Source organism: Streptomyces sp. NBC_01384 (assembly GCF_045040035.1).
Classification (GTDB): domain Bacteria; phylum Actinomycetota; class Actinomycetes; order Streptomycetales; family Streptomycetaceae; genus Streptomyces.
Map to the genome: position 1 here is coordinate 10,289,237 of NZ_CP109559.1, position 23,943 is coordinate 10,313,179.

Annotated in this window: 23 protein-coding genes and 2 pseudogenes; 13 read left to right on the top strand and 12 right to left on the bottom strand. The window is 69.1% G+C overall.

The features are described from left to right. Positions 1 to 65: 65 nt before the first annotated feature. Together OG747_RS46880 and OG747_RS46885 are read right to left on the bottom strand one after the other, a co-directional pair. Positions 66 to 923, bottom strand: a complete 858-nt coding sequence (locus OG747_RS46880) for an oxidoreductase (protein WP_405876648.1) — start codon at positions 921 to 923, stop codon at positions 66 to 68. Positions 924 to 956: 33 nt separating this feature from the next. After that, positions 957 to 1,960: pseudogene (locus OG747_RS46885) on the bottom strand (IS5 family transposase). An 87-nt stretch (positions 1,961 to 2,047) separates the two neighbouring features. Between OG747_RS46885 and OG747_RS46890 the strand changes: the two are divergent. From OG747_RS46890 to OG747_RS46900, 3 genes are all read left to right on the top strand, one after another. After that, a complete protein-coding gene (locus OG747_RS46890; protein WP_405876646.1) occupies positions 2,048 to 2,329 on the top strand; it encodes an enoyl-CoA hydratase-related protein in 282 nt (93 codons plus the stop codon). A gap of 501 nt (positions 2,330 to 2,830) precedes the next feature. After that, the gene (locus OG747_RS46895) at positions 2,831 to 4,033 is read left to right on the top strand and encodes a hypothetical protein (protein ID WP_405876644.1); all 1,203 of its coding nucleotides are present in this window, start codon (positions 2,831 to 2,833) and stop codon (positions 4,031 to 4,033) included. Next, positions 4,005 to 4,541 carry a zinc ribbon domain-containing protein gene (locus OG747_RS46900; protein WP_405876642.1) on the top strand — a complete coding sequence of 179 codons (537 nt, stop codon included), beginning with the start codon at positions 4,005 to 4,007 and terminating at the stop codon, positions 4,539 to 4,541. Before OG747_RS46895 ends, OG747_RS46900 begins: the two co-directional genes overlap by 29 nt. Here the strand turns inward: OG747_RS46900 and OG747_RS46905 are convergent. The 3 genes from OG747_RS46905 to OG747_RS46915 all read right to left on the bottom strand — a co-directional run bounded on the left by OG747_RS46905 (position 4,429) and on the right by OG747_RS46915 (position 5,588). Beyond that, positions 4,429 to 4,698, bottom strand: coding sequence for an SDR family NAD(P)-dependent oxidoreductase (locus tag OG747_RS46905; protein WP_405876640.1), 270 nt, complete (start codon positions 4,696 to 4,698; stop codon positions 4,429 to 4,431). The two genes, OG747_RS46900 and OG747_RS46905, sit on opposite strands and share 113 nt — an antisense overlap. A 96-nt stretch (positions 4,699 to 4,794) precedes the next feature. After that, positions 4,795 to 5,025: a hypothetical protein gene (locus OG747_RS46910; RefSeq protein ID WP_405876638.1), complete on the bottom strand. Its 231-nt coding sequence runs from the start codon at positions 5,023 to 5,025 to the stop codon at positions 4,795 to 4,797. A gap of 161 nt (positions 5,026 to 5,186) precedes the next feature. Then, entirely contained in the window at positions 5,187 to 5,588 is a 402-nt protein-coding gene (locus tag OG747_RS46915) for a thioesterase family protein (protein WP_405886062.1), read from the bottom strand. Positions 5,589 to 5,969: 381 nt separating this feature from the next. Between OG747_RS46915 and OG747_RS46920 the strand changes: the two genes are divergently transcribed. Then, entirely contained in the window at positions 5,970 to 6,464 is a 495-nt protein-coding gene (locus tag OG747_RS46920; RefSeq protein ID WP_405876634.1) for a peptidylprolyl isomerase, read from the top strand. 535 nt (positions 6,465 to 6,999) lie between these two features. Here the strand turns inward: OG747_RS46920 and OG747_RS46925 are convergent. Continuing rightward, positions 7,000 to 7,479 (bottom strand): MarR family winged helix-turn-helix transcriptional regulator, encoded by a 480-nt coding sequence (locus OG747_RS46925; RefSeq protein WP_405876632.1) that lies wholly within the window; start codon positions 7,477 to 7,479, stop codon positions 7,000 to 7,002. A 309-nt stretch (positions 7,480 to 7,788) separates the two neighbouring features. Here OG747_RS46925 and OG747_RS46930 point away from each other — a divergent pair, with 309 nt between their 5' ends. Beyond that, a complete protein-coding gene (locus OG747_RS46930; RefSeq protein ID WP_405876630.1) occupies positions 7,789 to 8,490 on the top strand; it encodes a hypothetical protein in 702 nt (233 codons plus the stop codon). Between the two features lie 10 nt (positions 8,491 to 8,500). Here the strand turns inward: OG747_RS46930 and OG747_RS46935 are convergent. Beyond that, positions 8,501 to 10,132, bottom strand: a pseudogene (locus OG747_RS46935) (IS200/IS605 family accessory protein TnpB-related protein). 607 nt (positions 10,133 to 10,739) lie between these two features. On the opposite strand from OG747_RS46935, the gene OG747_RS46940 reads away from it, so the two are divergent. The 4 genes from OG747_RS46940 to OG747_RS46955 all read left to right on the top strand — a co-directional run bounded on the left by OG747_RS46940 (position 10,740) and on the right by OG747_RS46955 (position 13,472). Then, positions 10,740 to 11,225, top strand: a complete 486-nt coding sequence (locus OG747_RS46940) for an allene oxide cyclase barrel-like domain-containing protein (RefSeq protein WP_405876628.1) — start codon at positions 10,740 to 10,742, stop codon at positions 11,223 to 11,225. A gap of 617 nt (positions 11,226 to 11,842) precedes the next feature. Continuing rightward, entirely contained in the window at positions 11,843 to 12,514 is a 672-nt protein-coding gene (gene nthB, locus OG747_RS46945; protein ID WP_405876626.1) for a nitrile hydratase subunit beta, read from the top strand. Continuing rightward, positions 12,511 to 13,110, top strand: a complete 600-nt coding sequence (nthA, locus tag OG747_RS46950) for a nitrile hydratase subunit alpha (protein WP_405876624.1) — start codon at positions 12,511 to 12,513, stop codon at positions 13,108 to 13,110. The genes nthB and nthA overlap by 4 nt, the downstream gene beginning before the upstream one ends. After that, positions 13,107 to 13,472: a nitrile hydratase accessory protein gene (locus tag OG747_RS46955; protein WP_405876622.1), complete on the top strand. Its 366-nt coding sequence runs from the start codon at positions 13,107 to 13,109 to the stop codon at positions 13,470 to 13,472. The genes nthA and OG747_RS46955 overlap by 4 nt, the downstream gene beginning before the upstream one ends. Before the next feature lie 356 nt (positions 13,473 to 13,828). On the opposite strand, the gene OG747_RS46960 is transcribed toward OG747_RS46955, so the two are convergent. The 3 genes from OG747_RS46960 to OG747_RS46970 form a co-directional block, all read right to left on the bottom strand. Further along, a complete protein-coding gene (locus OG747_RS46960) occupies positions 13,829 to 14,734 on the bottom strand; it encodes an NAD(P)H-binding protein (RefSeq protein ID WP_405876620.1) in 906 nt (301 codons plus the stop codon). A gap of 178 nt (positions 14,735 to 14,912) precedes the next feature. Next, on the bottom strand, positions 14,913 to 15,959 hold the full coding sequence (locus OG747_RS46965; RefSeq protein WP_405876618.1) for a hypothetical protein: 1,047 nt from the start codon (positions 15,957 to 15,959) through the stop codon (positions 14,913 to 14,915). Between the two features lie 277 nt (positions 15,960 to 16,236). Continuing rightward, positions 16,237 to 17,163, bottom strand: a complete 927-nt coding sequence (locus OG747_RS46970) for a DMT family transporter (protein ID WP_405876616.1) — start codon at positions 17,161 to 17,163, stop codon at positions 16,237 to 16,239. Between the two features lie 80 nt (positions 17,164 to 17,243). On the opposite strand from OG747_RS46970, the gene OG747_RS46975 reads away from it, so the two are divergent. From OG747_RS46975 to OG747_RS46990, 4 genes are all read left to right on the top strand, one after another. Next, entirely contained in the window at positions 17,244 to 18,191 is a 948-nt protein-coding gene (locus OG747_RS46975) for a LysR family transcriptional regulator (protein WP_405876614.1), read from the top strand. 421 nt (positions 18,192 to 18,612) lie between these two features. After that, on the top strand, positions 18,613 to 18,981 hold the full coding sequence (locus OG747_RS46980) for a VOC family protein (RefSeq protein ID WP_405876612.1): 369 nt from the start codon (positions 18,613 to 18,615) through the stop codon (positions 18,979 to 18,981). A gap of 380 nt (positions 18,982 to 19,361) precedes the next feature. Next, on the top strand, positions 19,362 to 19,610 hold the full coding sequence (locus tag OG747_RS46985) for a hypothetical protein (protein ID WP_405876610.1): 249 nt from the start codon (positions 19,362 to 19,364) through the stop codon (positions 19,608 to 19,610). Positions 19,611 to 20,092: 482 nt separating this feature from the next. Continuing rightward, a complete protein-coding gene (locus OG747_RS46990; RefSeq protein ID WP_405876608.1) occupies positions 20,093 to 20,944 on the top strand; it encodes an NmrA family NAD(P)-binding protein in 852 nt (283 codons plus the stop codon). A gap of 148 nt (positions 20,945 to 21,092) precedes the next feature. Here OG747_RS46990 and OG747_RS46995 read toward each other — a convergent pair whose 3' ends face one another. Together OG747_RS46995 and OG747_RS47000 are read right to left on the bottom strand one after the other, a co-directional pair. Continuing rightward, entirely contained in the window at positions 21,093 to 22,184 is a 1,092-nt protein-coding gene (locus OG747_RS46995; protein ID WP_405885390.1) for a beta-ketoacyl-ACP synthase III, read from the bottom strand. A gap of 169 nt (positions 22,185 to 22,353) precedes the next feature. Further along, positions 22,354 to 23,907: a wax ester/triacylglycerol synthase domain-containing protein gene (locus tag OG747_RS47000; RefSeq protein WP_405876606.1), complete on the bottom strand. Its 1,554-nt coding sequence runs from the start codon at positions 23,905 to 23,907 to the stop codon at positions 22,354 to 22,356. Positions 23,908 to 23,943 lie beyond the last annotated feature (36 nt).

Here is a 23,943-nt window from a genome sequence, read left to right on the forward strand (position 1 = left end):
GGGGAGATGACGGCAACCGGGTGAGCGTGAGCGTCGGCTGCGGGGTTGTTCAAGCTGCCTTCGCCCTACCCGAGCTCGGCGATGTCCTCCGTGCTCAACCTCAGCGCGCCAGCGGCGATGTTCTCCTCCAAGTGGTCCAGCGAGCCTGTGCCGGGGATAAGAAGGATGTTCGGAGACCGGGCCAGCAGCCAAGCCAGCGCCACCTGCGGCACGGTCACGCGGTGCCGGGCCGCGACGGTGTCCAGGTGCTCGGCCGTGATCGGCTGGAAACCGCCGACTGGGAAGAAGGGGACATAGGCAATGCCGGCCTCCGCGCAGGCGTCGATGAGCAGGTCGTCATCGCGCCGGGACACGTTGTAGAGGTTCTGGACACAGGCGATCGGCGCGATCTTGCGGGCCTCGGTGAACTCGGCGGCTGTGACGTTGGAGATGCCCAGATGGCGGATCAGGCCCTCCTCGCGCAGCGCGAGCAGGGTCTCCAGGGGCGCGGCCAAGGGTGTCCCGGTCCGGTCGAGGTCGCCCAACCGCAGGTTCACCACATCCAGGCGGTCCAGGCCGAGCGAGCGCAGGTTCGCCTCGATGCCACGGCGCAGGTTGTCAGGGGTGAGACCGGTCTTTTCCGCCGCCGGCAGGGCGATATCAGAGCCCTCGACCAGCGCGCCAACCTTGGTCGCGATCACCAGGTCGTCCGGGTAGGGGTGCAGCGCCTCCTGGATCAGCTCGTTGGCCGCCACCCCGTCACGCGAGTAGTAGTGCGAGGTATCGATGTGGTTCACCCCGAGTTCCACGGCCCGGCGCAGGATAGCCAGTGCCGTTTCCCGGCTGGGCCGGTCGCCCCTCGGCCAACCGGTCAGCTTCATCGCGCCGTACCCGATCCTCGCGACGCTCAAGTCGCCGCCCAGTGCACATCGTTCTGTCGTCACGATCAGCACCCTAGGGCGCGTATCTGGTTTTGATCAAGGGGTGGCCCGCGCGAGCTCCTTGATCCAGATCATCGAGCCGCGCAGGTGGACTCCGGCGAGGTAGCTCTTGGGTGTCTTGTCGTAGCGGGTGGCGATGCCTCTCCACGCCTTGAGCTTGTTGATCAGACGCTCGACTGTGTTCCGCTCTTTGTAGAGCGCGGTGTCGTGGCTGACGGGCCGGCCGCCCCGGCTGCCCTTCTTCTTGCGGTTGGCGGCCTGGTCCTTCTTCTCCGGGATGACCGCCTTGATGCGTCGTTTGCGCAGGTAGGAGCGATTGCCGCGGGACGAGTAGGCCTTGTCGCCGGCAGCAGCGTCGGGCCGGGTCCGGGGGCGGCCGACCGGCCCGGGCACCCGGACTTTCTTGAGTACCGGGATGAACTGCGGGCTGTCCGCCGCCTGGCCGGCGGTCAGGACGAAGACCAGCGGGCGGCACTTGCGGTCGGCGGCGACGTGGATCTTGCTGGTCTGCCCGCCCCTCGAGCGTCCGAGCAGGGCTGCTTTCAGGCGGGCCTTGTGCCGGCGCCGGATACGTCGCCGTTCCTCCCGCTCGGGATCAGCTAAAGCACCCTGCCCGTCTTGTCCTTCCGGACTGCCCCCTTTTGGCGGGCATTCTCCTCCTCGGCGGCCGCCTTCTCCAAGGCGGCCATGACCTCTTGGCCGAGGTGCATCCCGGCAGCGTCGTGGTGAGCCCGGGCGGTGGTGGAATCCACACTGACCAGGGACAAGTCCACCTCACCCCGCTTCGCGGCCTCCGCGATCATCCCCTCCAGAAGCGCCTCGAAGACCCCGGCGTCCCGCCACTGCCGGAACCGGTTGGACACAGTCGTCCAGGCGCCGAACTCACTCGGCACCTCACGCCACTGCGCACCCGCCCTGAACCGCCAGATCACTCCCTCGAACTGCTGCCGCAGCCGCTCCGGGTACGGACCCCGCTCGCCGACCGGCAGGTACGGCTCGATCAACGCCCACTCGGCATCAGTCAGTTGCGCACGCGTCATACACGACGATCTACCGGATCCACCCCACCGCGCGGGCCAGATCCGGCAGATTGATCGAAACCAGATACGCGCCCTAGTGCCGAGATCTTGCCGGCAGGGCCTGGCCCGGGAACGCGTACGGCAACCGTTGACGATCGTGGTGCCAGCCTGGATGACATCACCAAGCCCGCCGACTGGGATCGCACCATCGCCGAGGGCCGCCGCGTCAGGCAGCGCCTGGTCGATCTGGAGATGCCCATCATCGCGGCGGTCAACGGCTCTGCCTCTGCGCACAGTGAGTACGTACTGCTGTCCGACATCGTCATCGCCGCGGACACCGCGGTCTTCACCGATTTCCCGCACCTGACCTTCGGGATCGTTCCGGGCTGAGGTCCCCCGAGATGCGAAGAGAGCTGACAGCGGGTCAGATGAGACTCATCAGTGGAGCTGACCGGTCTCGCCGCGCTCGCGGTCGCGGAGTTGGTTCGCCGGGGTGGAGTTGCCTGTGGTTCTTGTCGGACGAGATCCTGCTCGGCTTCGGGCGGACCAGGCATCCACCCGCACCGCCGGCTGACTGTTCGCGGCCCGTCGCCGCTCGGATGCCGCCGTCGCGGTGCGGAGGGTCTTCAACTGTTGGGTGTTTGGCTTGAGCGGGCTGGTTGATGCTATTTCGTGTCATCGGTGCGGATCCTCAGGATCTGCCACTGCTTTCATCCTGGCTGGTTAGGGTTTCCGTCGACTTTGAGAGACGCGGGTGTTCACCGTCTTGTCCTCGTCGGATGCCGACGATCGTGGTCTTCCCGCACTTTCCCGGCCTTCCCGGACCCTGAGGGTGCGGGAAGGCCGTGTCTTTGTGTGATGGTCGGTCGTTAGGCCGATCGGAGTGCCGGGATGCGGCCGCTGCTGAAGATGGCCGGACGCGTGCGGGAAAGCGGGGTGGCGGGCATGGCCAGGCTGATGGCGACGACCACGTGCACCGCCTTCTCCGGTGTGCTGGAGGGCAGTGGTGAGCGGGTCGGGCAGCGGGTCCTGCTGGAACGGGTGGGTTTTCTCGCGGAGTTGAGCCAGACGCTGGCCGGTGCTCTGGTGGCCGCCCGGTGGGATGAGGATTCCCTGGATGTGCTGGCCGCCGGGGTGGATGAGCGGGGCGAGGCGCTGCCGTCCAAGGGGTGGATGGCGCTGCGCCGCCTGAACTGGCCGCAGACTGTCACGCCCCCGGCGGGGGTGTACGTCTCGGACCGGGTGCGCCGGGGCGTGGAGGAGTACGCGGCGCGCACGCTGCGGCTGGCCCTGCACCGGCGCACCATCGTGGCCGCGGTCCTGGCCACCTGGCCGGATGATCCGCGGCGGCGCACGGAGGCGGAGTGGACAGCACTGCGTGCGGTGTTGCCCGCCCACGTGAGTGGTGCGGAGATCCGCAACCGCACCCGGCAGATCGGCGCGTATGTAACCGAGCACGGGCAGTTGCCCGCCGGGCTGTGCGCCCTGGAGGGCCCGCCCCGGGTGGCCGGGCAGGTGTTGCTGGCGGCGATGGACCGCCAACAGGTCACCCTGGCCCGGGTGGACGAGGTCACCGCCCGGCTGCGGGTCAAACTCCCCCTGCGCGCCGCCCCGGCCACGGGGCGGGACTGGGCCTGGCACGTGATCGACATCCGGCTGCCCGGCACCATCACACCCGACGCGGTGCTGCACACCCCGACCCTGCGCACCACCCGCACGGGCCGGATCGCCGTCGACCTGCCACACTCCTGGCCCGCCCCAGCCACCAAGACGAGCAGGCATACCGTGGCACTCGGCTTCGACTGGGGTGTCAACACCCTGCTCACCGGCATCCTGGGCCGCCTGACCGGCCAGGGCCCGGCCAGGCGGGTGGTCACCGACGGCCGTCCTGGTCTTCGACGCCACCACGGTCAGTGCCGCCCTGCACCGGCTGCGCGGCCACCGCGAGCACCTCGCCGCCAAGCGCGACCACTACCAGGCCCTCGCGGACGGGCTCGGCTCCCCGCACCCGGCCTGGGGCGAACACCTCAACCGGGCCCGGGTACTGGAGGTGGAGCACGGCCGGGTGTGTGCCCGCATCCGGCACCTGAATGATGCGCTGGCCTGGGCGGCGGCCCGCTGGGCCGTCGACCAGGCGACCGCCCTCGGCGCGAGCGTCATCTACCTCGAAGACCTCACCACCCTGGAAGCCCGCGGCCACCGGCGCGGCAACGCCCGCCTGTCCGGGCAGGTCCGCGGCACGGTCGCCGAGGCGATGCGGCACCTGGGAGCCAAGGCGGGGATCGCGGTGGTCACCGTCCCGGCCCGGGGCACCTCCACACTGTGCCCCGGCTGCCTCGACAAGCTCACCCACCACCCCGCCCCCGACCGACTCGCCGAACGCGGCTGGAAGTGGGCACACTGCACCGGGTGTGGACTGTCGACGGACCGGGACCACGCCGCCGCCCGCCGGATCGTCTCCCGCGGCCTGCTCGCCCAGACCCACACCCTCACCGACCGCGCCACCAACACCCGGACCATCCGCACCACGATCGAGGGCACCGTGCGCCTGGTGAGGCGTCCGAAGAAGACCACCCGCCGCCTGCGCCGACTGCGAATGTGAAGCCCTCGCCGAGTTCGTCCCGTACGGCGCGCAGCTCCGACTTGTCGAGGGCGATGCCGATGACACTGGTGCCCGTGGCGACGAGCGCGGCGCAGAGCGCGCGCCCGAAGCCGCGGCTGGCACCCGTGACGACGGCGGTCTGGAAGGGAAGGGACATCGGACACTCCGAAGTGGTGGTCGGGTTCGGTCCGTATCTAGACCAGTCGGCGCGGGAAAATCCGTCGCCGATTCCGAAACCGGGTGCGTTGTGGAGTCACCCGTGCCGCAACGCAGACGCGGGCCCGTTCGGCGGCGGGGCTTCGGCGAACCTGCTTCCGTCCGGGTGGGCCCACGCTCCCGGTCGGCGTCCGTTCGTGCGCTCGCGGTACTGCTCGACGGTGAACGTGGGCGGGAGGCAGCCGTCGTTCTCGATGAGCGGGAAGCGCGGGTCGATGATGTGCAGGTGCGCGTCGAAGACCGGGCGCTCAGGAACGGGCTTGCTCATGCCGACGCTCCCGAAGCCGCAGTGCGGGCGGACAGTTCCGCCTCGGCTTCGCCTCGAACCGGTCCAGGCCGACCACCCCGCGCCGGTGGGTACCGCGGCAGACCACCGCGGCCTCGTCACGGCGGTGACCTCGAACGGCAGGCGACGCCCGTCCACCTCGGTCAGCCGACGTCGATCGTCAGGGTCTCGCCGGGCGGGGTGGGGGCCTCATGGCTGAGGTCGACATGTACGCCCAGGGTGCGCTCGCCCTCGTCGAGGTGCCCTTTTGGGGCCTGCATGCGGGTCCACTCGACCAGCCCGACGAGGTGGCCGGTGGCCAGGACCCGGGGCGGCGCAGGGACAGCTCGCCGAGGCCGTTGCGCAAGGCGTAGCCGTAGGCCGCTTCCAGCAGTGACCTGCCCCGTCGCCTGTGGCGCATCACGCGGACCCTGCCGCGATGAACACTCAAGAGTGGCCGACCCGAATGCTCGGACTGGCCAACAGAACGGTTCTGACCGCGACTGCGTGATGGGCACGTCCACATCGGCGGTGTTCCAGTGGTCGGTCAGCAGGGCGGCGACCATACCGGACACCAGATCAGCAGCCCGCCCCGCCCGCTCCACCAGCACACCAGCGGACAGGACTTCACCCGTCTCCTCCTCCACGCCCCCACGCAGCAGCCCACGGACACAGGCAGTGCGGGCCGTCCCCCTGGGCGAGCGGCAGGTTCCGGCTCACCACCGCCTCCCTCCCCGCCCACGATGCTGTCATCCGATCAACGACACCCCCTCGAAAAGCTCGCGCAGTCGACCCTCGCACCCGCATACGACACCCGCGCCGGACAGACGGCATGACGCCAGGGGGTGACGAATCACCGTGGATGCCCAAGGAAAGGCGTGAGCCTTGGCCACGGGCCGCGCATGTCCTGTGTCGATCTGAGTCCGTCCGTCGTGGAGAATCGGGCCATGAGTGAGAATGTCTATTTCCAGGTTTCGGCGGGCGGCAAGGACCTCGGCCGGATCGTCTTCAGGCTGTTCGACGATGTCGTGCCGAAGACCGCCCGCAACTTCCGCGAGCTGGCCACCGGCCAGAACGGCTTCGGCTACAAGGGCTCGCCCTTCCATCGGGTCATCCCCGAGTTCATGCTGCAGGGCGGTGACTTCACCAACGGCAACGGCACCGGCGGCAAGAGCATCTACGGCGAGACCTTCGCCGACGAGAACTTCCGGCTCAAGCACGACCGGCCGTTCCTGCTGAGCATGGCCAACGCGGGGCCGGGCACCAACGGCTCGCAGTTCTTCGTCACGACCGTGACGACCCCCTGGCTCGACGGCAAGCATGTCGTCTTCGGCGAGGTCGTCGAGGGCGCGGACATCGTTCAGGCGATCGAGGCCCTCGGCAGCCGCTCCGGCGCCACCGCCAAGAAGATCGTCATCGAGGAGTCCGGCGTCGTCACCTGATCGTCGCCTGATCCACGTCCTGCACTTGAGGTGGCGCTGCTGGGGGAGGAGCCGCTGCGCACGTTGGGCGGCGCGGGAGTCCGAGGAGAGCGGCAAGGACTGGGCGGGGGCCCCGCGAGCCGTACGACGAAGGGATGCCCGTGCCTGAGCGGAGCGAGCTTCCCGGCGGCAGGGCGACCCGCCACTGCCTCGGGACCGACCAGCCCAGGTGCGATGCGCGCGGTGCGGCACCGACGGGCCGATGCGGTACTTCTTCTTCCCCGCCGCGAAGGGCACGCCACTCGCGGTGTGCCGGTGGTGCCACCAGGACGAGCGCCTGCGCCCGGTCCTGGTGGCACCATGTGCCCGTCGACCAGTGGCCGTGGCGCACCCCCGCCTGAAGCTCCACCTGGGTGGTGACGACGGGCTCCTCACGCTCGCCAACGGCCGAGCCCGCCGGCAGGTCACGATCCACCGCTGGACCCACGGGATCGACGACGAAACGGCACGCATCTGCCGGCCGCCGAACTCTCGGCAGCGCTCGGAGAGTTGTGCCTTACTCGGCCCAGGGCGTGAAGCCGGTGTGCAGGACGGCTTCGAGGGATGCGCGCAGTCGGGCTGCGTCGTCAGCGCCGAAGTTGTCCTCGAACTGCGTTTGTACGGCTTTCCACAGTGGCAGCGCCGCCTTCATCCGGGAGAGGCCGTCCGGTGTGATCGTGACGACCCGTGCGCGGCGGTCGGCTGCTGACGGCTCGACGGTCACCAGGCCCTCCCGTGCGAGCGGCTTGAGGTTGGAGGCCATCGTCGTGCGGTCCATAGCGATCATGTCGGCGAGGCTGGTGATCGTCATTTCTCCGTGAGCGCTGAGCTTTTGCAGGATGCTGAACTGCGTCGCACGAAGACCGACCGGGGCCAGGGCCTTGTCGTAAGTCGCGCCGAGGTACCGGGCCGCCTTGCGAAGTGCCAGGTTGTTGCACGGGTCGGCGAGGTTCGTCGGCGTAGGGGTCATGGTCTCCTCCAGGGCTTCTCCACCCATGATAGGAGCATGTGCTCGCACATGCGAAAGGGTCGCCCGGGGCCGGTGATCGGTGGCGGGTCGGCGGGTTCGTCCTGAGGGGTGCACCTTGCCGTCAGATGAATAGGAGCATATGCTCTTATTGGTGGTGGCGCACGCCAGGGCCACGATCGGCCGGCGGAGCGGAAGCCGAAGCGGTCGCCGTGACGCAGCCGACCGGTAAGAACCATCGCTCGCGGCCGAGGACGACGCATCGGCCCGGACTTTGTCCAGCAGCCGGCACCACAGCCGTGCGCAGGGTACGGCTGTGGTGCAAGAAAGGAATTACTCATGTCCATCAAGAGCAAGGTGTTCGCCGCCGCGGCGACGCTGACCTTGGTCGGCGGCGTCAGCACGGTGGGGACGCTCTCCGCGAGCGCGGCCACCCCGCAGTGCGGCCAGCACTGCATTGACATCTACAACAAAAAGTTCGGCACGGCGGACAGCCCCCGCTTCGTCGAGACCGTGTACAAGGGGGTGGCGAAGGTCGGCCGGCCGACGATCCTGCACCGCGCCAGCAGCTCCAACCCGGCTGAGGACTTCCTCCCCCGCGCCGGCAAGGTGTCCGACTTCTACAAGGCCGGCCTGGTCTCCTCCAAGGTGAACCGTCACTACGGCAACCTGCGCGCGGCAGAGATCGAGTACGCGCCCTCCGGCAAGGCCAGCGGCCTGTGCGTGGGCCTGGCCGCCACCGCGTACCAGAACGAAGGACTCACCCTGCAGCCGTGCGACCTTCCGGGCAAGACCGTGTGGATCGTCGACACCACGGATTCGCCCGCGACCGCGGCCAACGGGTACTTCCCGCTGGTCAACGGCTCAACCAAGGACTTCGCCCACCCGTTTGCGATGACCTACCCGAGCCACGCCCGCTGGGGCCACGCCCACTCGAACGAGCACCGGTCTTCGCAGATCCGGGTACGCAGGCTGATGGGCGACCCGACGCACGTACCCGACAGCCAGCTCTGGGGTACGAACCTCGGCGTCGTGAAGTAGACCACCGTTCCTAAGGACTGAGCGGGAGTGAGTCCTGTTGCCAGGATCCAGGCTCAGCCGTGTGCCCCGAACGGTGTTGGGCACACTGGTCGCCCGCGTTCGCTCCGCGTCCGGGCGGCACGGATCGTGTCCGTGGTCCGGGAATGCGGGGGCGGGTTCCCTCACGCCCGGGGATGTCCGGTCGGGCCTGGACGGTCCGATGCCCCGCACGATCGCTCTGGTCGTGTGGGGGCGGTGCCGTCCGTCGCCGGATCGGGTGTCCCTGGGCGCGCCTTCCGATCGCCACCGCTGCCGCGTCGTGGCGAGTCGTCTTACGGTTGTTGCTGGTGAGGGGCTTCTGCCAGTGCTGGGCGCCCCACTTGGAGGTGTAGGCGGGGTCCACGGCGATGATGGCGATGCCGGTGTGGTCGGCCATCGAGGTGAGCCGGGCGCGGAGCCTGCCGGTGGGCATGCCGGAGATGAGCCGGCGGAACCGTTTCCTGCGTCCGTGTTTCTCGCGGGTCTTCTCCGCCGTGAAGTCCAGGTCCTCGATGGCGATCGCCTTCACGCCGCAGGTGGTGGCCCAGTGCAGTAGCCGGGTGAGGGCGTGGCGGACCTGGGCGTCGCGGTGGTCTGCGCTGCCGGTCAGGTCGTAGAAGAAGCGGCGCGGGGGGCCGGTCGGGTTGCCGTGGACGTCCAGGCGCCAGGCGGCGAGGTGGTCGGCGTTCATGTCCACGCCGATCACGCCCTCGGCGAGCGCGGCACGGATGGGGATGGTCTGGGTGGGCCGGATCTGCCAGGAGGCGGTCAGGTACCAGCGGTCCCGGCCCACGTCCAGGTGGATGCGGTAGGCCACCGCCCGGTTGGCCTCGACGCGGTCGGCCCACTCGGTGCCCCGGTGCGGGAATCTGACGCGGCAGGCGAGGACGTACCGGCCGTGCCCGGCGTTCGCCAGATGCGCGAGCGGAGCGGGCAGCTTGATGCTCACCTCGCCCCCGGGGCTGACGCGGATCGTCTCGTTGCCGTACCGCTTGCCGGACTCTCCGTCGGCCTGGCAGAACCAGCGTTCGGCCTCCCACCGCTGACGCCAGTCGGGCTTGGTGAGCCGGGCGGCATCCAGGTGGTGCCGGGTGCGAGCCAGCCGTTTGCCGCCGCGTACGACATGCACGAGCCCGGCTTCGCGGTCGGCCCGCCCGGCGGCCAGCCGGTCCTCCAGCACGTGCAGGCGACGGGCCTTGGCATGCCACTCCTGCCGCGACCGGTAGCCGCCCGGCGTCCCCTTCGAGCCCTTCTGCCCGACGGGCAGGGACAGCCGGTGCGCGAGGGTCCTGATGCCTGCTTCCAGGTTCTGGACGTGGGTGAGCTGACAGCGGCGTGCCAGTGCCCACTGGTCGTGCGACGCCTTGGTGATGCTGCCTGCCCAGCGTGACGACGAGAGGGTCGTCAGCTCGCGCTTGCGGGCCGCCCACGTGTCGGCGGAGTGTTCCAGGCCGTCCCGGCAGCGCGTCTTGAGGTCACGGGAGGCCAGCGTGCCCAGGTGCGCGCCGACCAGCCGCAGCACCTCCTCATCCCCGGGCGTCAGGTGCCCCAGCCGGGTACGGACCGCCACACCGGTCGGACCGGACACGACGAACGACTCCGCCACCCCCCTCAGCCCGCCCACCCCGTCACCCCCGCCCGGCCCCACCCGAAGATCTTGTCACCGCACCCAACGAGCACCACCCGCAAAGGTCACCCATTCGACACAAGAACGTCAGTTCCCGCCTGGCGCTAGGCACGACACAGACCACCGGCACTCACTCCCGCTCACCAGAACACGCTTGAGCGCACTCCAGCGGCAGCAGCTCCAGACCCCTCGTTCATGCCTGAGTGACCCGACGGTGGCTCGCCAACGTCGAAGGCCGGCTGTGACGGAGTGATCGGCCCCACCTTGGACGGCTCGACCTGGCTCCACTCTCGTGTTCGAGGACGGCCTGCTGTGGCCCCACTTTCCCCTGTTCGGCCTGGTGAGAGGTGGGCCGGACCAATACAGGGGTAGTCCGATTCGGGTGGGTCCACCTCAGGCCGTCCGAGGCGGCGCCAACTGCACCGTCACAGCCACGAAGGCAGCCGCCATCGTCGTATTCGGCATCTCTCAACAGATCACAGCTCATACGCGGATGAGCGCTGAGGCTCCCTTGCTGTTGCGCCCTTGATCGGCTGCTGGTCGAACGATCGCCACTTGCCGCTCAATGGCGGAACCGATCCAGAACACCACCAGGAGGCACACCATGCGCAAGATCAATTTCCGCTGCCTGATCCCGGTCACCGGCGTGGCCGCAGCAATCCTCGTCGGCGCCCCGCCGGCGTCGGCTGACACCAGCAGCACACACGTCACGCACCGGCGCACGGAAATCATCCAGCTGGTCGCCAGGCAGACCCAGACCGCATCCCTCGATCTGGGCAAGAAGGGACACAGCCTCGGTGACGAGCTCATCGTTGCCGAAGACCTGTACCGCGACGGCAAGAAGATCGGTGACCACAGCGTGGTGTGTGCCTACGTGCATACCAGTCCGGACGAGCTGCAGTGCCTGGGCACCTTCGCCCTGCCTCAGGGGCAGATCACCGGGCAGGCGCTGCTCCACCTGCCCGCCGCCTCCGCGGTCGACATCGCCATCACCGGCGGCACGGGCGCCTATGGTGCGGCTGGGGGCTATGTCCACACCGTCCCCGCCGGTGCGACGGAGAGGCACCTCACCTTCCATGTCACCCGGTGACCATCGATCGGGAAGCCAGGCCCTGGCTGCCGAACGCGCCGGGGGCGATGCCGGTGAGGCTGTGCAGGCGGGGGCAGGTGAACGCGTGCCCGGCGCGGCGCGGCCCTGCCGACGGCGTCCTTCACGCCGGACAGCTCCCACGCCGTGCAGTCATTGCAGGTGCCTGCAACCAGCCGGCTCAGGACGATGGCGAGCCGGGGTCGGCGTCGATGACAGCCGTGTCGCCGGTCGAGTACCAGTGACTCCGTGACCGCTCGGCGACCGTGTGGGTTACGCACGGGACCAAGCACCGTCCACGATCAGCGGATGTCTCTGCAGACCCTCTTGGCACGGCTGCAGCAGCATCCGGCCTCCCGCCGCAGGCTCCACGGCCGGCCCGTACACGCCAGGTCGACACCTTCGCGTCGCAACGCGGTGACGGGCACGCGCAATTGACGGACTCAGCCTGGTGAACAGGGCCGACCGGGGTGGCTTCGCCCCCTCATAGACCGGCACAGATGCTGCAGATGCCGCAATCGACAGATTCAAGCACGGCCTACGCCGTGACGTCGAAGGCGGCGGCCGAATACAATTCGAGTAGATATGTCTGCTATTACAGGCAATTGGGAGGTTATGCCATGGAGGGTATTGCCGATATGGGGGGCACCCCGGGATGGGGTCCCGTTCATCCGCCGAGGCGTGATGAACCGGTCTTCGAGGAGCCCTGGCAGCGCCGGGCATTCGCGCTGGCGCTTCTCTCCAGCCGCGTTGCGTGCGGCGGCGTCAACCCGGATGCCTTCCGGCACGCGCACGAGCGCCTGGACCGAGCCGCCTACCTGGACGACGGCTACTACGGGCGCTGGCTCAACGGCGCGGAGCTGATGCTCACCGAAAGTGCCATCCTGGCGCCGGGCGCGATCGACGCCCGCGCCCGCAACCTGCGCGGCGAACACGTCGAGGAACCACCGATCCCCGAGCCCGCCAGGCCCGACTACGCGCCGACCGCCGAGGGCTCGCTGCGCACCGTGGACACCGCACCGGCCTTCGCCGTCGGCGAGCGCGTGCGCGCCAAGGACATCTCGGTACCCGGGCACACCAGGCTGCCGGGCTATGTGCGGGGACACATCGGTGTCGTCGAGGTAATCCAGCCCGCTGCCGTGCTGCCGGACACCAACGCGCACTTCCAGGGCGAGAACCCGCAGCACGTCTACTCGGTGCGGTTCGACTCACGCGAGCTGTGGGGCGCCGACGCCGAACCCTTCGCGCTCACCGCAGAGCTGTTCGAGAGCTACCTGGAGACAAACTCATGACCACTACCGGCGGACCGGGCGAGCGCCTTCCTGCGGCCCTGCGCACCGAGGCGCTCGAGCAACTGCTCACCGAGCGGGGCCTGATCGACCCGAAGGTGATGGACGGGATCATCACCGAATACGAGACCAACGTGGGCCCGCTCAACGGCGCCAAGGTTGTCGCCAAGGCGTGGACCGACCCGCAGTACCGGCGACGGCTGCTCGACGAAGGCACCGCTGCCATCAAGGAGTTGGGCTTCGCGGGGCCGCAGGGCGAGCACATCGTCGTGGTGGAGAATACTGCGACCACCCACAACGTGGTGGTGTGCACGCTGTGCTCGTGCTATCCGTGGCCGGTGCTGGGCCTGCCGCCGAGTTGGTACAAGGATCCCGCCTACCGTTCGCGTGTGGTCAAGGAGCCGCGCACGGTGCTGTCCGAGATGGGACTCGAACTCGCCGACGATGTGCAGATCACCGTCCGCGACTCCACCAGTGAGGTGCGCTGGCTGGTGCTGCCCGAGCGTCCGGCCGGCACCGAGCACCTGTCCGAGGAACAGCTCGTGCCGCTGGTGACTCGGGACGCGATGGTCGGCGTGGCCAAGGTCAAGGCGCCATGACCGCGCCGCTGGACATCGAGGGCCCGGCCGCACCGCCCCGCTCCAACGGCGAGCTGGTGTTCGCCGAGCCGTGGGAGAGCCGCGCTTTCGGCATGGCCGTCACCCTGTACGAGGCGGGCGCGTTCACCTGGCCGCAATTCCAGGCCGCACTGATCGCCCGGATCGCGGCCTGGGAGACCGCACCGGCCCAGGACGAGCCGTGGAACTACTACCAGCTCTGGCTGGCCGCCCTGGAGGACGTGCTCGTCGGCCAGGGCGCCGTGTCCACGGACGAGGTCACCACACGCACCCAAGCCCTGGCACAACGCCCCCCAGGCCACGACCACCGTGACCACCCCGACGACCACGACCACCCGCACTGACCCGCAACGCCCTCGCGGCATGCTCCACCGCGAACCCGCCGGCGCTCTTCCTCATGCGCCATGGCTCCCGGACGCCACCATGGACGTTCAACGTGGCCTTCTCAGCCGTCTCCTGCACACGGCTTCGCCAGTCGACTCCGGGGCTCGCACCCCTGATGGATACGAACCTGCTGTGCCCAACACCGTTCGGGGCACACGGCTGAGCACGGGTCCTGGCAACAGGACTCACTCCCGCTCAGTCCTTAGGAACGGTTGCATCGCATCGTCCTGCTCGTCTCCTCAGCAGTTTGGTGACGGCTCCCGGTCGGTTGCGGCCCGGCACGGCCAACGAAGGCCGGCCTCCCAGCCGGAGCGGCTCAGCCCAGGTAGAAGTCCCTGCGAGCGGCCACGAACGCCTCGATCGTTTGGGCAGGTACGCCCGTCACGCGTTCGACGTCGTCGGACGCGCGGTCGTAGCGGTTCTCGCGGTGCAGTCGGGCCATGGTGGCGATGTGCTGTTCGGTGTGCGGCGGCAGGCCCACCTTCGCGAGCACCTCGGCCCGCCACCGGTCCAGCGGCACGTCCACATAGGACACCGGACGCCCCAACGCCCGCGAGAACTCCTCGGCCATCTCGGTCATGTCGACCGTACGTGGCCCGGTCAGTTCATAGACGTGCCCGACGTGCGCAGCCGGGTCACGGAGCACGATGGCGACCACCCGGGCGACGTCGTCCACGGCGACCGGCGACGTGCGCCCGGTACCGAAAGGCAGCGCGATCGTGCCGTTCTCCCGGATCGACCGCGCCGCCAGCGTGGTGAACAGCGGGTTGTCCAGGAACGATGTCGGCCGGATGTGTACCACCGGCAGGCCCGACCAGTTCAGTACCTGCTCCGCCAGCCAGTGCAGCCGCTGCTGGTGCGACTCCGCGGTGCTGGTGGCGGTCATTTGCGACACCGTCATCTGTGACATGCCCACCAGGCAGTCCAGTTTCCCGTGCTCGCGCGCCACGGTGGCCACCACGGTCGTCGCCAGGAGATGGTCCGGTGACACGGGCATCGCGAAGTACATCCGTCCGACACCCTCCAGTGCGGCCGCGACGCTCTCGGGTCGGGTCAGATCGCCGACGACGACCTCCACGCCGAGCGCACGCAACTCAGCCGCACGATCGTCGTCGCGGCGGACCATCGCGCGCACCGGCACGTCCTGCGCGCGCAGTTGGCCGAGGACTGTGCGGCCCACGCCACCGGCGCCGGCGATGAGAACAAGATTCCTGGCAACCATCGGTCGATCTCCTTCTGAGTGGCTGAGCAGCTGAGCGGTGGTGTGATCACACGTGTGTGTGACGTGTGAAGGCTTTCCGGGACGTGCGGCCGAGTGGCGGGGCCGGCTCCGTGGGACACGTTGGACGCGGGAACTGGGCGGCGGGTGTGGTGAGCAGAGGGTTGTACAGGAACACCGGTCAGGCGGCGGCCGCGGCACGCCGCCGCATCAGGCGGGGGCGCAGGCCGACCAGGAGCGCGGCGATGACAGCCCACAGCGCGAGCGTGATCACAGGGCCTGCTGCGTGCGCGCCGTCGAAGTAGCTGAGGTCGGTGATGGCGCGGACGGCCGCGCCGGGTGGCAGCAGTGCGGAGATGGCTCGGGCCGCGGCGGGCAGCAGATCAGCGCCGATGGTGGCACCGCTGGTGGCGTTGCCGACGGTGAGGAGCAGAAGGGTGGCAACCGGGACTCCGACGGGGCCGAGGCAGGTGCCGAGCGGTTTGGTGGTGAAAGCGGCCGCAGCCGCCAGGAGGGTGAGAGTGAAGACCAGCGGGATGACCGGGGCCGGGACCGCTCCCAGAATGGGGCCGGCGATGATCGCTGCGACGGTGCCGATGGCCACGGAGGTGCCGGCCAGCAGCCAGAACCGGTGGCGCAGCCGCAGGAGACTGGTGAGGCCGAGAGCGTTCGAGGCGAGGACGAAACCGGCCAGGGTCACGCTGAAGGCCATGTAGAAGCCGGCCAGTCCCCGGGCGTCGAAGTGGGTCAGGGGGACGACATCCTCGGTGGTGACGTGCTTGCCCGCACCGTTGGCGTAGGCGCCGACGAGGTTCTTCACGGCCGATGTGGTGGACGTGCCGTCTGCCCCTGCGATCTCCAGGCGCAGCCGGCCCGGGCCGTCGGTGCTGAGCGCGGCGACGACGTCGTGGTGCTCCAGTGCGTGGCGCGCGGCCTCGGCGTCGGCCGCCGGGTGGACCTCGACGCTGTTGCCGAGGGCCTGGCGTATCTGGCCCGGCAGGTCCGGTGCGGTGACAGAGATGGGGACCTGATGGGGCTGGGGGTTGCGCTGCAGGCCCACGTAGCAGCCGATGAAGGCCGCCACGACGATCAGGGCGATAAGAGTCGGCTGGAGCCAGGCCCTCACCGGCGGCCGGCGGCGGGCGGCCTGGTTCGGCCCGGGGGAGAACTCGGCCGCTGCGGAGGGCGTCTGCTCACGCTCGGGAGCGGAACCGGTGGGCGTTTCCATGGCAGGGCTTTCTGGTGGAAGGAGCATGAGGCGCGGGGACATGCACCACTGCCAGTTAGGAGCATATGCTCGCATTTCTGGGACGGCAAGGCCGGGTCTCCGGGGACGACCGCGAGCACGTAACGAGTGACTCGCCGGTCAATCCTGACCATCAGGACGAGGCACTTCGTGGCTTCCGGCACGGGATGTCCGCGCAGTGCGCTGACGGTTTCGGCGCTGCCTTCCGGTTCATGGTCAATGAGTTCGTACGCGGTTGCAGTGCGGTCGAGCAGGCTGATCAGACGCTCGTAGGTGCCGTTGTTCGGCATGGGGTCTCCTCGTTCTCGATGGTGCGGTGGGCGCGTTCGATGGCCTGTCCCCAGTACGTCGCGGCGACCATGAGCGCCGCGCCGAGGGCGGCGAGGACGGTGAACTGTTCGCCGCCGAGGCCGATGCCGGCCGCGACGGCCCAGACCGGTTCGGTGCCCAGGAGGAGACTGGCCCGGCTGGCAGAGCTGTGCTGCACCGCCCAGGTCTGGGCGAGGAAGGCGAACACGCTGCAGAACAGGGCGAGATGGACGAGTTGGGCCCAGACAGAGGCATCGATCTGGCCCAGTGCCGGCAGGCCGCCCGCGGCGGGCACCGCGAACAGCGCGGAGCCGACAACCGTCTGGACGGCCGTGAGCTGCAGCGGTCGCACAGCGCGGCGGTTCGTGAGCCGCCCCACGAGCGTGACGTGTGCCGCGCGCACCAGCGCGGCGGCAAGCATCAGAAGGTCGCCGATCCGGGGAGTGTGGAAACCACTGCCGGACATCAGCAGTCCGACGGCCAACAGGCACACGCCCGCGGCGGCGAAGAAGCGCGGGGGCAGCCGGCCATTGCCTGCCGTGCGGTCCAGCAGTGGGGTGAGCACGATGGTGAGGCTGATGATCAGGCCGGCGTTGGCGGCGCTGGTGTGCGCGACGCCATAGGTCTCCAGAACCAGGACGGCAGCCTGTGTGACCCCCAGCAAAGCCCCGACACGGACCTCATCTCGCGTGCAGCGCCCCTTCCGGCGGCGGGCGGCGACGAGGGCGAGGCAGACGATCGCGGAGAGCGCGTACCGCGCGAACAGCACCACCAGGACCGGGAGGGCGTAGGTGGCCGTCTTCGCGGTCAGGTAGCTGGAGCCCCAGACGATGGCGACAAGGAGAAGCACTGCGTCAGTGCGGCGGGCTTGGAACACCCCCCTACGCTGCACCACCCCCGATGTGAAGCCAAGAACAAGCTTCTTCAAGAACCCTTAAGCATCACTACACTCAAAGAATGAACGAACGGCAGCTGCAGATCTTGCGGGAGCTCGGCGAGCTGGGAAGCGTCACCGCGACCGCCGAGGCGCTGTTGATGACACCCTCGGCAATCTCCCAACAACTACGGCTGCTGCAACGCTCGATTCCCGTCCCGCTCACCGAACGCGACGGCCGACGGCTGGTGCTGACCGATGCCGGGCAGGCCCTGGCCGGTGCCGCAGTCGAGGTGGAGACCGCGCTGGCCAGGGCACGGCACACCATCGATGAGTTCGTCGACCAGCCGGACGCAGGCGTGTCAGTAGCGGCCTTCCACAGCGCGGCCTCGGCATTCTTCCCCCTGCTGCTGCGCGGCCAGGCCGGTCCCGGGCGCCCGCGGCTCTCGCTCGCCGACGAGGACGTCGCACAGGACCACTTCCCGCGGCTGACCCGGGACTACGACCTCGTACTCGCCCACCACCTCGGCCACGCGCCACCGTGGCCGGCCGCTGTCACCGCCAGTACGCTGCTGCGCGAACCGCTCGACGTCGCCCTGCCGGCCGACCACCCCTTGACCGCCAAACGGCGCCTCACCCCGCAAGACGTCGCGGACCAACCCTGGATCACCGTTCACGACGGCTTCCCGCTGATGGCCACCATCGACGCCATCGCGGCCGCCGCGAACCGACGGCTCGACATCGTCCATCGCATCAACGAATTCGCGGTGGTCGCCGAAGCCGTCGCCGCCGGAGGCGGCCTGGCCCTGATGCCCCGCTGGACCACACGTCCGCATCCCGCACTGATCCTCAGACCTCTCAGCGGCGTGCACACCCGACGCCACATCGATGTGCTCCATCGCCCCGAACGTGCCGCACGGCGAGCCGTCCGGACGGTGCTCACCGAACTGCACCGTGCAGCCGCAACGATCCAGAGCCGGGACAGCAGCGTGGATTCCGGCGCGAATGCGACCCTCGCTACCGGTCCCTGAACCAACGGATTTCCTTCTGAAAGACCGGTCTCGAACGACCGCGCACGTCACAGACCGTCCGAGCACCTCTCAGGTCGGTGAAGCCAAGCGCCGTACGCTGCCAACGTCCACCGACGTCGCACCGGCGCAGAGGCGACCACATCCCGCGCACTGCGAGGGCCGGGCACCATCGCTGCCTTCGCCAGGTCCTGACGGCTGTTCATATCCAGCTCGAACCGATCGTAGGAGGTTGACGTGCGTCCACAACAGCGGGGCAGTGCCTGCCCGCGCCTTGCGTGGCCTGGGGGCTGTCACTCCGCGCTGCGGCTCTCTCATCAGCTCGGCGTTGGCGTAAATCAGGTCGCGAAGCGGGGAGCTGATCACTACGGTGTGACGCCACACGCGTTCGAACCCGCAGCATGATGGCTGTCACGGAGTTGCCATGCCCCCGCAGATGAAGCTAACGGCGATCACACTCGACTGCGCCGATCCCGAGGCGCTGGCCGCGTTCTATCGGCAGGCCACCGGGCTCGAGCTTCACCCCAAGTCCGACAGTGACTTCGCCGGCCTCACCCGCGAGGACGGGCTCTCTATCGGCTTCCAACGGGTCGATGACTACCAGGCTCCGCGCTGGCCCGGCCAGACCTTGCCGCAACAAGTCCACCTCGACTTCGTGGTCGATGACCTCGACGAGGCCGAGGCCCTGCTATTGAAGTCGGGCGCGACCAAGCCGGTGCACCAACCGGGCGGAGACAGGTGGCGGATCTTCACCGACCCGGCCGGGCATCCCTTCTGCCTGACCAGAGGTTGACGTCAAGAACACTGCTCGCAGTCGCGTCAAGGGCTCCTGTCGCTTCGGCTGAACGGGTGTGCTGGGGACGGAACCGGGACTCGTGATCGAGCTGGTCAGAGACGCTCGGCCGCAGTCGCCCAAGGCGACCCGTCGGCGTTCGAAGCGGCCGGGGAAATCCTCCCGTTCCTCGGCGGTCGGAGTCCGGTATTCATTGCTGGGGCGGGTGGTACGGCGGCGGGCGGACCCCGCCACCAGGCCCCCGCCACGCAGACGTCAGTGGCTCCGATCACCTGGTCCCTGACGACCAGCACGGATGTGGTTCTTGGCACCCACATGTCACCGGCTCTTCACCCGGGACCAGTTGCCATGGCAGGTCGCATATGCCGAGGATCTGGTTCATGAGCGATGTCGAACAACCCTCGAGCCGGCACCACGGATACGTCCGGGAAATAGTCGAAAAGATCAGCGAGCACCACGACCGTGCTGTGCGGCAGCGCGAGGAAGAGGAACTGGCTGAGGCGGCCGGTGAGGCCGCTTTCGACCTGGGTGCCGACATCGGGCTTCCGGCGGTGCCGCACCGGGCAGTCGGCTACGACGTCGACGCTGATCTCGGGATCGACAAGGAGCCGCCGCAGCTGCGCGCATAGCGGCACACCGGTTCTCGCGGCTGCGGCGGCTGCGCGGTTCGATGGAGCTCGCAGAACCGGCGATGGAACGGTACCGATCCGTGTGCACCTTCGGCGCATGTCCACCGCAGCCGCAGCGGTGGACATGGACGAGAGCGCGACAGCAGTCCGCCCGCGCACGCCTCAACCCGCCGCGAGGCCGACCCCCGAATGCCGGGCGATCCACTCACGCCGCGTCCCGGTCAACCCGCCCCGTACGCCGTGCCTTTCCCTCATGCCGAGCGCGAACCGCTTGTACTGCTCACCAACCGAGCATGTCCGGTACACGCCGCGCGCCTCGTACCCGGCCACCGCAAGCGGACGAGATCGGCACCGCCGGCGGCATCTCGCGCAACCGCGTGAACGCGGCGCGGTGCTGAGGTGCAAGGCCTGGGTGGACGCATACGGTGGACGCGTGGAGGCCGGCGGTCGCCACGCGTCATCGCCGAGGAGGTGAGCGTTCGATGGCCGATGCACCGATCTTGGTGCTCGGAGCGACTGGCGGTCAGGGCGGCGCTGTGACCGAGGCGTTGTTGAGCCGTGGGGCACGGGTGCGGGCGCTGGTGCGCGACCCGAATCGGGGGTCTGCGCGCCGATGGGCAGACCGGGGTGTCGAGGTGGTCGCCGGGTCGCTGGACGATCGCAGCTCGCTGGCCGCCGCAATGGCGGGGGTGGCCGGAGTCTTCGTGCTCACCACACCCTTTGAGGCCGGCGTGGACGCCGAGATGGCCCAGGGGCGGGCAATCCTTGCAGCCGCCGACGCGGCGCGAGTGCCGTATCTGCTGTTCAGCTCGGTGGCCGGGGCCGACCAGAGAAGCGGTGTGCCGCACTTCGACAGCAAGGCGCGTATCGAAAAGGAACTGGCTGCCGGTGAGATCCCCTACTCGATCCTGGGGCCGACGTACTTCTTCGACAATGCCCTTGGCGGGGCCGACCGCATCCAGAGCGGCGTGCTCGACCTGCCGCTGCCGTCCGATCGGCCGCTGCAGCAGCTCGCCCGCACTGACCACGGTGCCTTCGCCGCGCAGGTGCTGCTCGACCCCGCCCCTTACCTCGGGCGCCGCATCGAGCTGGCCAGCGACGCCCCTACCCCGGCCCAGATGGCCGCCGCGCTGAGCGCGGCTCTGGGGCGGGAAGTGCGCCATGAGCGGGTGCCGCTGGCCGAGATCCGCAATCCGGACATGCACGCGATGTGGACGTTTTTGAATGGGCGTGGCTACCGCGTCGATATTGCCGCGCTGCACGCCGCCCACTCCGAAATCGCTTGGACCAGTTTCGCCGAGTGGGCGCGCCGGACGTTCGGAGCCACCCCGTGAGCACCCCGGCGGCCCACTCGGCACTGCGTGAAAGCTCTCGTGTGGGGCCGTTGCCCCAGGTCGATTGGACCAGGGTCTCCAACGCTGCTTGCCGGTACGTGTCGATCACACCGACCAGCCGGGCGAGGAGGCGGAGAGTACGAGGCAACTACGCGACGGCGCAGCCGGGGACGGTGCCGTTTCCAGCGAGGGGTCTGAGGTTCTTCGGCCACGTCAGGGTGGAGGCCGCCCAGGTGAACCCGGCGCCGAAGCAGGCCATGAGGACTCGGTTTCCCGCCGTCAGTTGGCCTTGGGCCGCGGCGTGTGTGAGCAGCAGGGGGATGGAGGCCGCGGAGGTGTTGGCGACATGGGCGATGTTGGACGGCACACGCTCCGGCGGGATGCCCAGGGCGTCGGCTACCGCTGCACCGATACGTGCGTTGGCTTGGTGGACGATGAGCCGGTCGATGTCTTTGGGGCCCCATCCGGTGGCCGAGGCCGCGTCCTTTGCCACCTGACTCATGCGGCGCACCGCGTGGCGAAACACCTCGTTACCCCGCATATGGACATACCGGCCATTGTCGTTGGCTGTCGGTCTGGGTGAGGGACGACGGGAGCCTCCGTCCGGGATGCAGAGGGCTTCGGTGTGCGCTCCGTCGCTGCCCCATGCGACCGGTCCCAGTGCCCCCGCATCCTCTGCCCGGCCCGCCGTCACAACGACTGCTCCCGCGCCGTCGCCGAAGATCGGTGCCGTGGTTCTGTCGGTGGGGTTGGTGATGGCTGACATTTTTTCCGCACCGATGACCAAGACGGTCCGGGCAGCGGCGGCGTGGATGAGTCCAGCGGCGACCGTGGTTGCGTAGAGGAAACCGGAACAGCCGGCGCCGACGTCGAAGGCCGGGACGCAGGGCAGACCAAGGCGGTGGGCCACAACCGGCGCGGTGCTGGGCACAGGGTGGTCGGGTGTGGCGGTGGCCAGCACCACGGCGTCGACGTGGGCCACTTCTGCGGATTTCATCGCAAGAGCCCCGGCCTCTACGGCCATGTCGCTGGTGGCTGTGTCACGGTCGGCCCTACGCCGGGTGGCAATGCCGATACGCGTTCGGATCCACTCGTCCGAGGTGTCCAGGGCGAGGGACAGGTCGGCATTGGTGACGACCCGGGACGGCAGCCAGGACCCCAGCCCGATCAGCCGCGCCGCTACACGTGACGATGGGCCGTCGCGTCGACCGGGTACGGTATTTGGTCCGTCATATGTCATACCGTCATAGGTCGTCATGCCGTCATACGTCATAGGTGCGTCCTCTCGGTCGTTCCACCGCCGTCTCGGGGTCGCCCGCGAGCCCGTGCCCCTGGCCGCTACGCCTGGCTGGGCCGGGCTGCCGGGCCTGGTCTGTCGGCGCTCACCGGTTGCGCGGTCCTCAGCGGATTCATGGGGCGGCGCGTTGGACAACGAAATCAACGAGAGCGGCGACCGTGGGCCTTTGCGCGAGCTCGCGTTCGGCGATGGCAAGGCCGAGGCGGTCCTCGAGGGTCATGGAGAGCACGGTGATGGCCATGGAGTCGATGCCCGCCTGCGCCTGTGTCGCCTCAGGAGTGATGGGCGTCGGGGGCAGGCCGGCCTGATCGACGAGGATGTTCTTGATGTAGGGGAAGCCGATGACGACGGGGGCTCCGCCGTCAGCCGCCGTGGGCGACGCGGGGACATCGTGCCTGCCGGGTGCCGTCGGCCGGTCGGGGGAGAGGTGGGTCTGCGCGCCGCCCGGCCGGGCGGCGAGCTCTTGCACTGCCTCTTCGAACAGGGAGGGGAGCTGGTGCAGGCCGGGGGCGGCCGCGTCGGTGATGAAACAGACGCTGGTGGTGCCGTTGTAACTGCAGGCGACGATGGATGCGGGCTGGTTACGGGGGAGCCAGTTGAACGGCTGGATACGGGTGACGGGGTCGTCCCGGTAGGCCAGTGGCCGGTGGACGGCGACGTAGGAGGTGGTGATGGCTGCCCTGTCCGGGGTGGTGAGCCGGGTGGCCAAGGAGTGAAGGATCCGCGCCGGGGTGCGGTCCATCAGCACGCGCATGGCGGCTCGCCGTGAAGGGTCTTTGACGGCTTTGGTGGCGGCGATGACGCGCTGGAGGCGGATGTCGACTGCTGACTCGTGGCAGGGCAGCGGCGCGGGCGCGAACGTGAACAGATTGCCGGGCCGGTCGCGTTCTGCCGGTCGACGCAGATTGACCATCGTGGTGGCCGGCAGCGGTTTGCCGGCACCCCGTGGCCAGTGTTCGGAGCACCAGGTACGCAGGGCTCCGCTCAGGGCGGTGAGGAAGGCGTCGTTGGTGTCGCCGCCGTGGGGGACGGCTGCGGTACGCAGCTGCTGGGTGGGTACGTGTGACCAGCTGGTGATGCGCTTGCCGGTGAAGGGGTGCGTGGGATCGTTCCAGATACCGTGAGCGGCGCAGGCGGCCAGTGTGTCGCGCATGGTGTCCAGGCAGGCGCGGGCTTCGGGGCGCGGTTCGGGTTCGGCGGTGAGCGAAGGGGCTGTGCCGAACAGGGTGTGGAGGGTGTTGACGAGGCCCATGCCGTCCTGGGTGCTGTGGTGTGCGCGACAGCAGATGGCGTAGCGGCCGGGTGAGTAGCCGGTGATCAGGGAAACGTCCCACAGCGGGCCGTGGGTGGGCAGCGGCTGGGTCACGAGTTCCTGAAGGACCGCGTCGAGGGTTTCGTCACCGGGCGGGATGGCACGTTCCCTGACGCGGGTGTGCAGGTCGGGAGCAGGGTCGTGCTGCCATCGGGCCTTGAGCCCTGGTCCGTGGAGGTAATGCGTGAGGCGGGGCAGACGGTGCAGGTTCGCCTGAAGGTGGCCGAGGAGTTCCCTGACGGGTGGGGGCGTGCCTTCAAGATGCAGCACGACTCCGATGGTCTGGGCGATCGAGGGATGGACTTGGGCCATGTGGTGCATGGTCAGGTCCATCGGCGTGGGGCGTGAAGGCACGGTGTTCTCCAAGCGGGCGCGGGGTGGGAGGGGAGG

Bases quoted from the DNA above. Each gene is read 5' to 3' on its own strand.
- OG747_RS46895 (WP_405876644.1), top strand. From the start codon at position 2,831: ATGCGGCCGCTGCTGAAGATGGCCGGACGCGTGCGGGAAAGCGGGGTG.
- OG747_RS46905 (WP_405876640.1), bottom strand. From the start codon at position 4,698: ATGTCCCTTCCCTTCCAGACCGCCGTCGTCACGGGTGCCAGCCGCGGC.
- OG747_RS46910 (WP_405876638.1), bottom strand. From the start codon at position 5,025: ATGAGCAAGCCCGTTCCTGAGCGCCCGGTCTTCGACGCGCACCTGCAC.
- OG747_RS46915 (WP_405886062.1), bottom strand. From the start codon at position 5,588: ATGGTCGCCGCCCTGCTGACCGACCACTGGAACACCGCCGATGTGGAC.
- OG747_RS46920 (WP_405876634.1), top strand. From the start codon at position 5,970: ATGAGTGAGAATGTCTATTTCCAGGTTTCGGCGGGCGGCAAGGACCTC.
- OG747_RS46925 (WP_405876632.1), bottom strand. From the start codon at position 7,479: ATGGGTGGAGAAGCCCTGGAGGAGACCATGACCCCTACGCCGACGAAC.
- OG747_RS46930 (WP_405876630.1), top strand. From the start codon at position 7,789: ATGTCCATCAAGAGCAAGGTGTTCGCCGCCGCGGCGACGCTGACCTTG.
- OG747_RS46940 (WP_405876628.1), top strand. From the start codon at position 10,740: ATGCGCAAGATCAATTTCCGCTGCCTGATCCCGGTCACCGGCGTGGCC.
- nthB (WP_405876626.1), top strand. From the start codon at position 11,843: ATGGAGGGTATTGCCGATATGGGGGGCACCCCGGGATGGGGTCCCGTT.
- nthA (WP_405876624.1), top strand. From the start codon at position 12,511: ATGACCACTACCGGCGGACCGGGCGAGCGCCTTCCTGCGGCCCTGCGC.
- OG747_RS46955 (WP_405876622.1), top strand. From the start codon at position 13,107: ATGACCGCGCCGCTGGACATCGAGGGCCCGGCCGCACCGCCCCGCTCC.
- OG747_RS46960 (WP_405876620.1), bottom strand. From the start codon at position 14,734: ATGGTTGCCAGGAATCTTGTTCTCATCGCCGGCGCCGGTGGCGTGGGC.
- OG747_RS46965 (WP_405876618.1), bottom strand. From the start codon at position 15,959: ATGGAAACGCCCACCGGTTCCGCTCCCGAGCGTGAGCAGACGCCCTCC.
- OG747_RS46975 (WP_405876614.1), top strand. From the start codon at position 17,244: ATGAACGAACGGCAGCTGCAGATCTTGCGGGAGCTCGGCGAGCTGGGA.
- OG747_RS46980 (WP_405876612.1), top strand. From the start codon at position 18,613: ATGCCCCCGCAGATGAAGCTAACGGCGATCACACTCGACTGCGCCGAT.
- OG747_RS46985 (WP_405876610.1), top strand. From the start codon at position 19,362: ATGAGCGATGTCGAACAACCCTCGAGCCGGCACCACGGATACGTCCGG.
- OG747_RS46990 (WP_405876608.1), top strand. From the start codon at position 20,093: ATGGCCGATGCACCGATCTTGGTGCTCGGAGCGACTGGCGGTCAGGGC.
- OG747_RS46995 (WP_405885390.1), bottom strand. From the start codon at position 22,184: ATGACATATGACGGACCAAATACCGTACCCGGTCGACGCGACGGCCCA.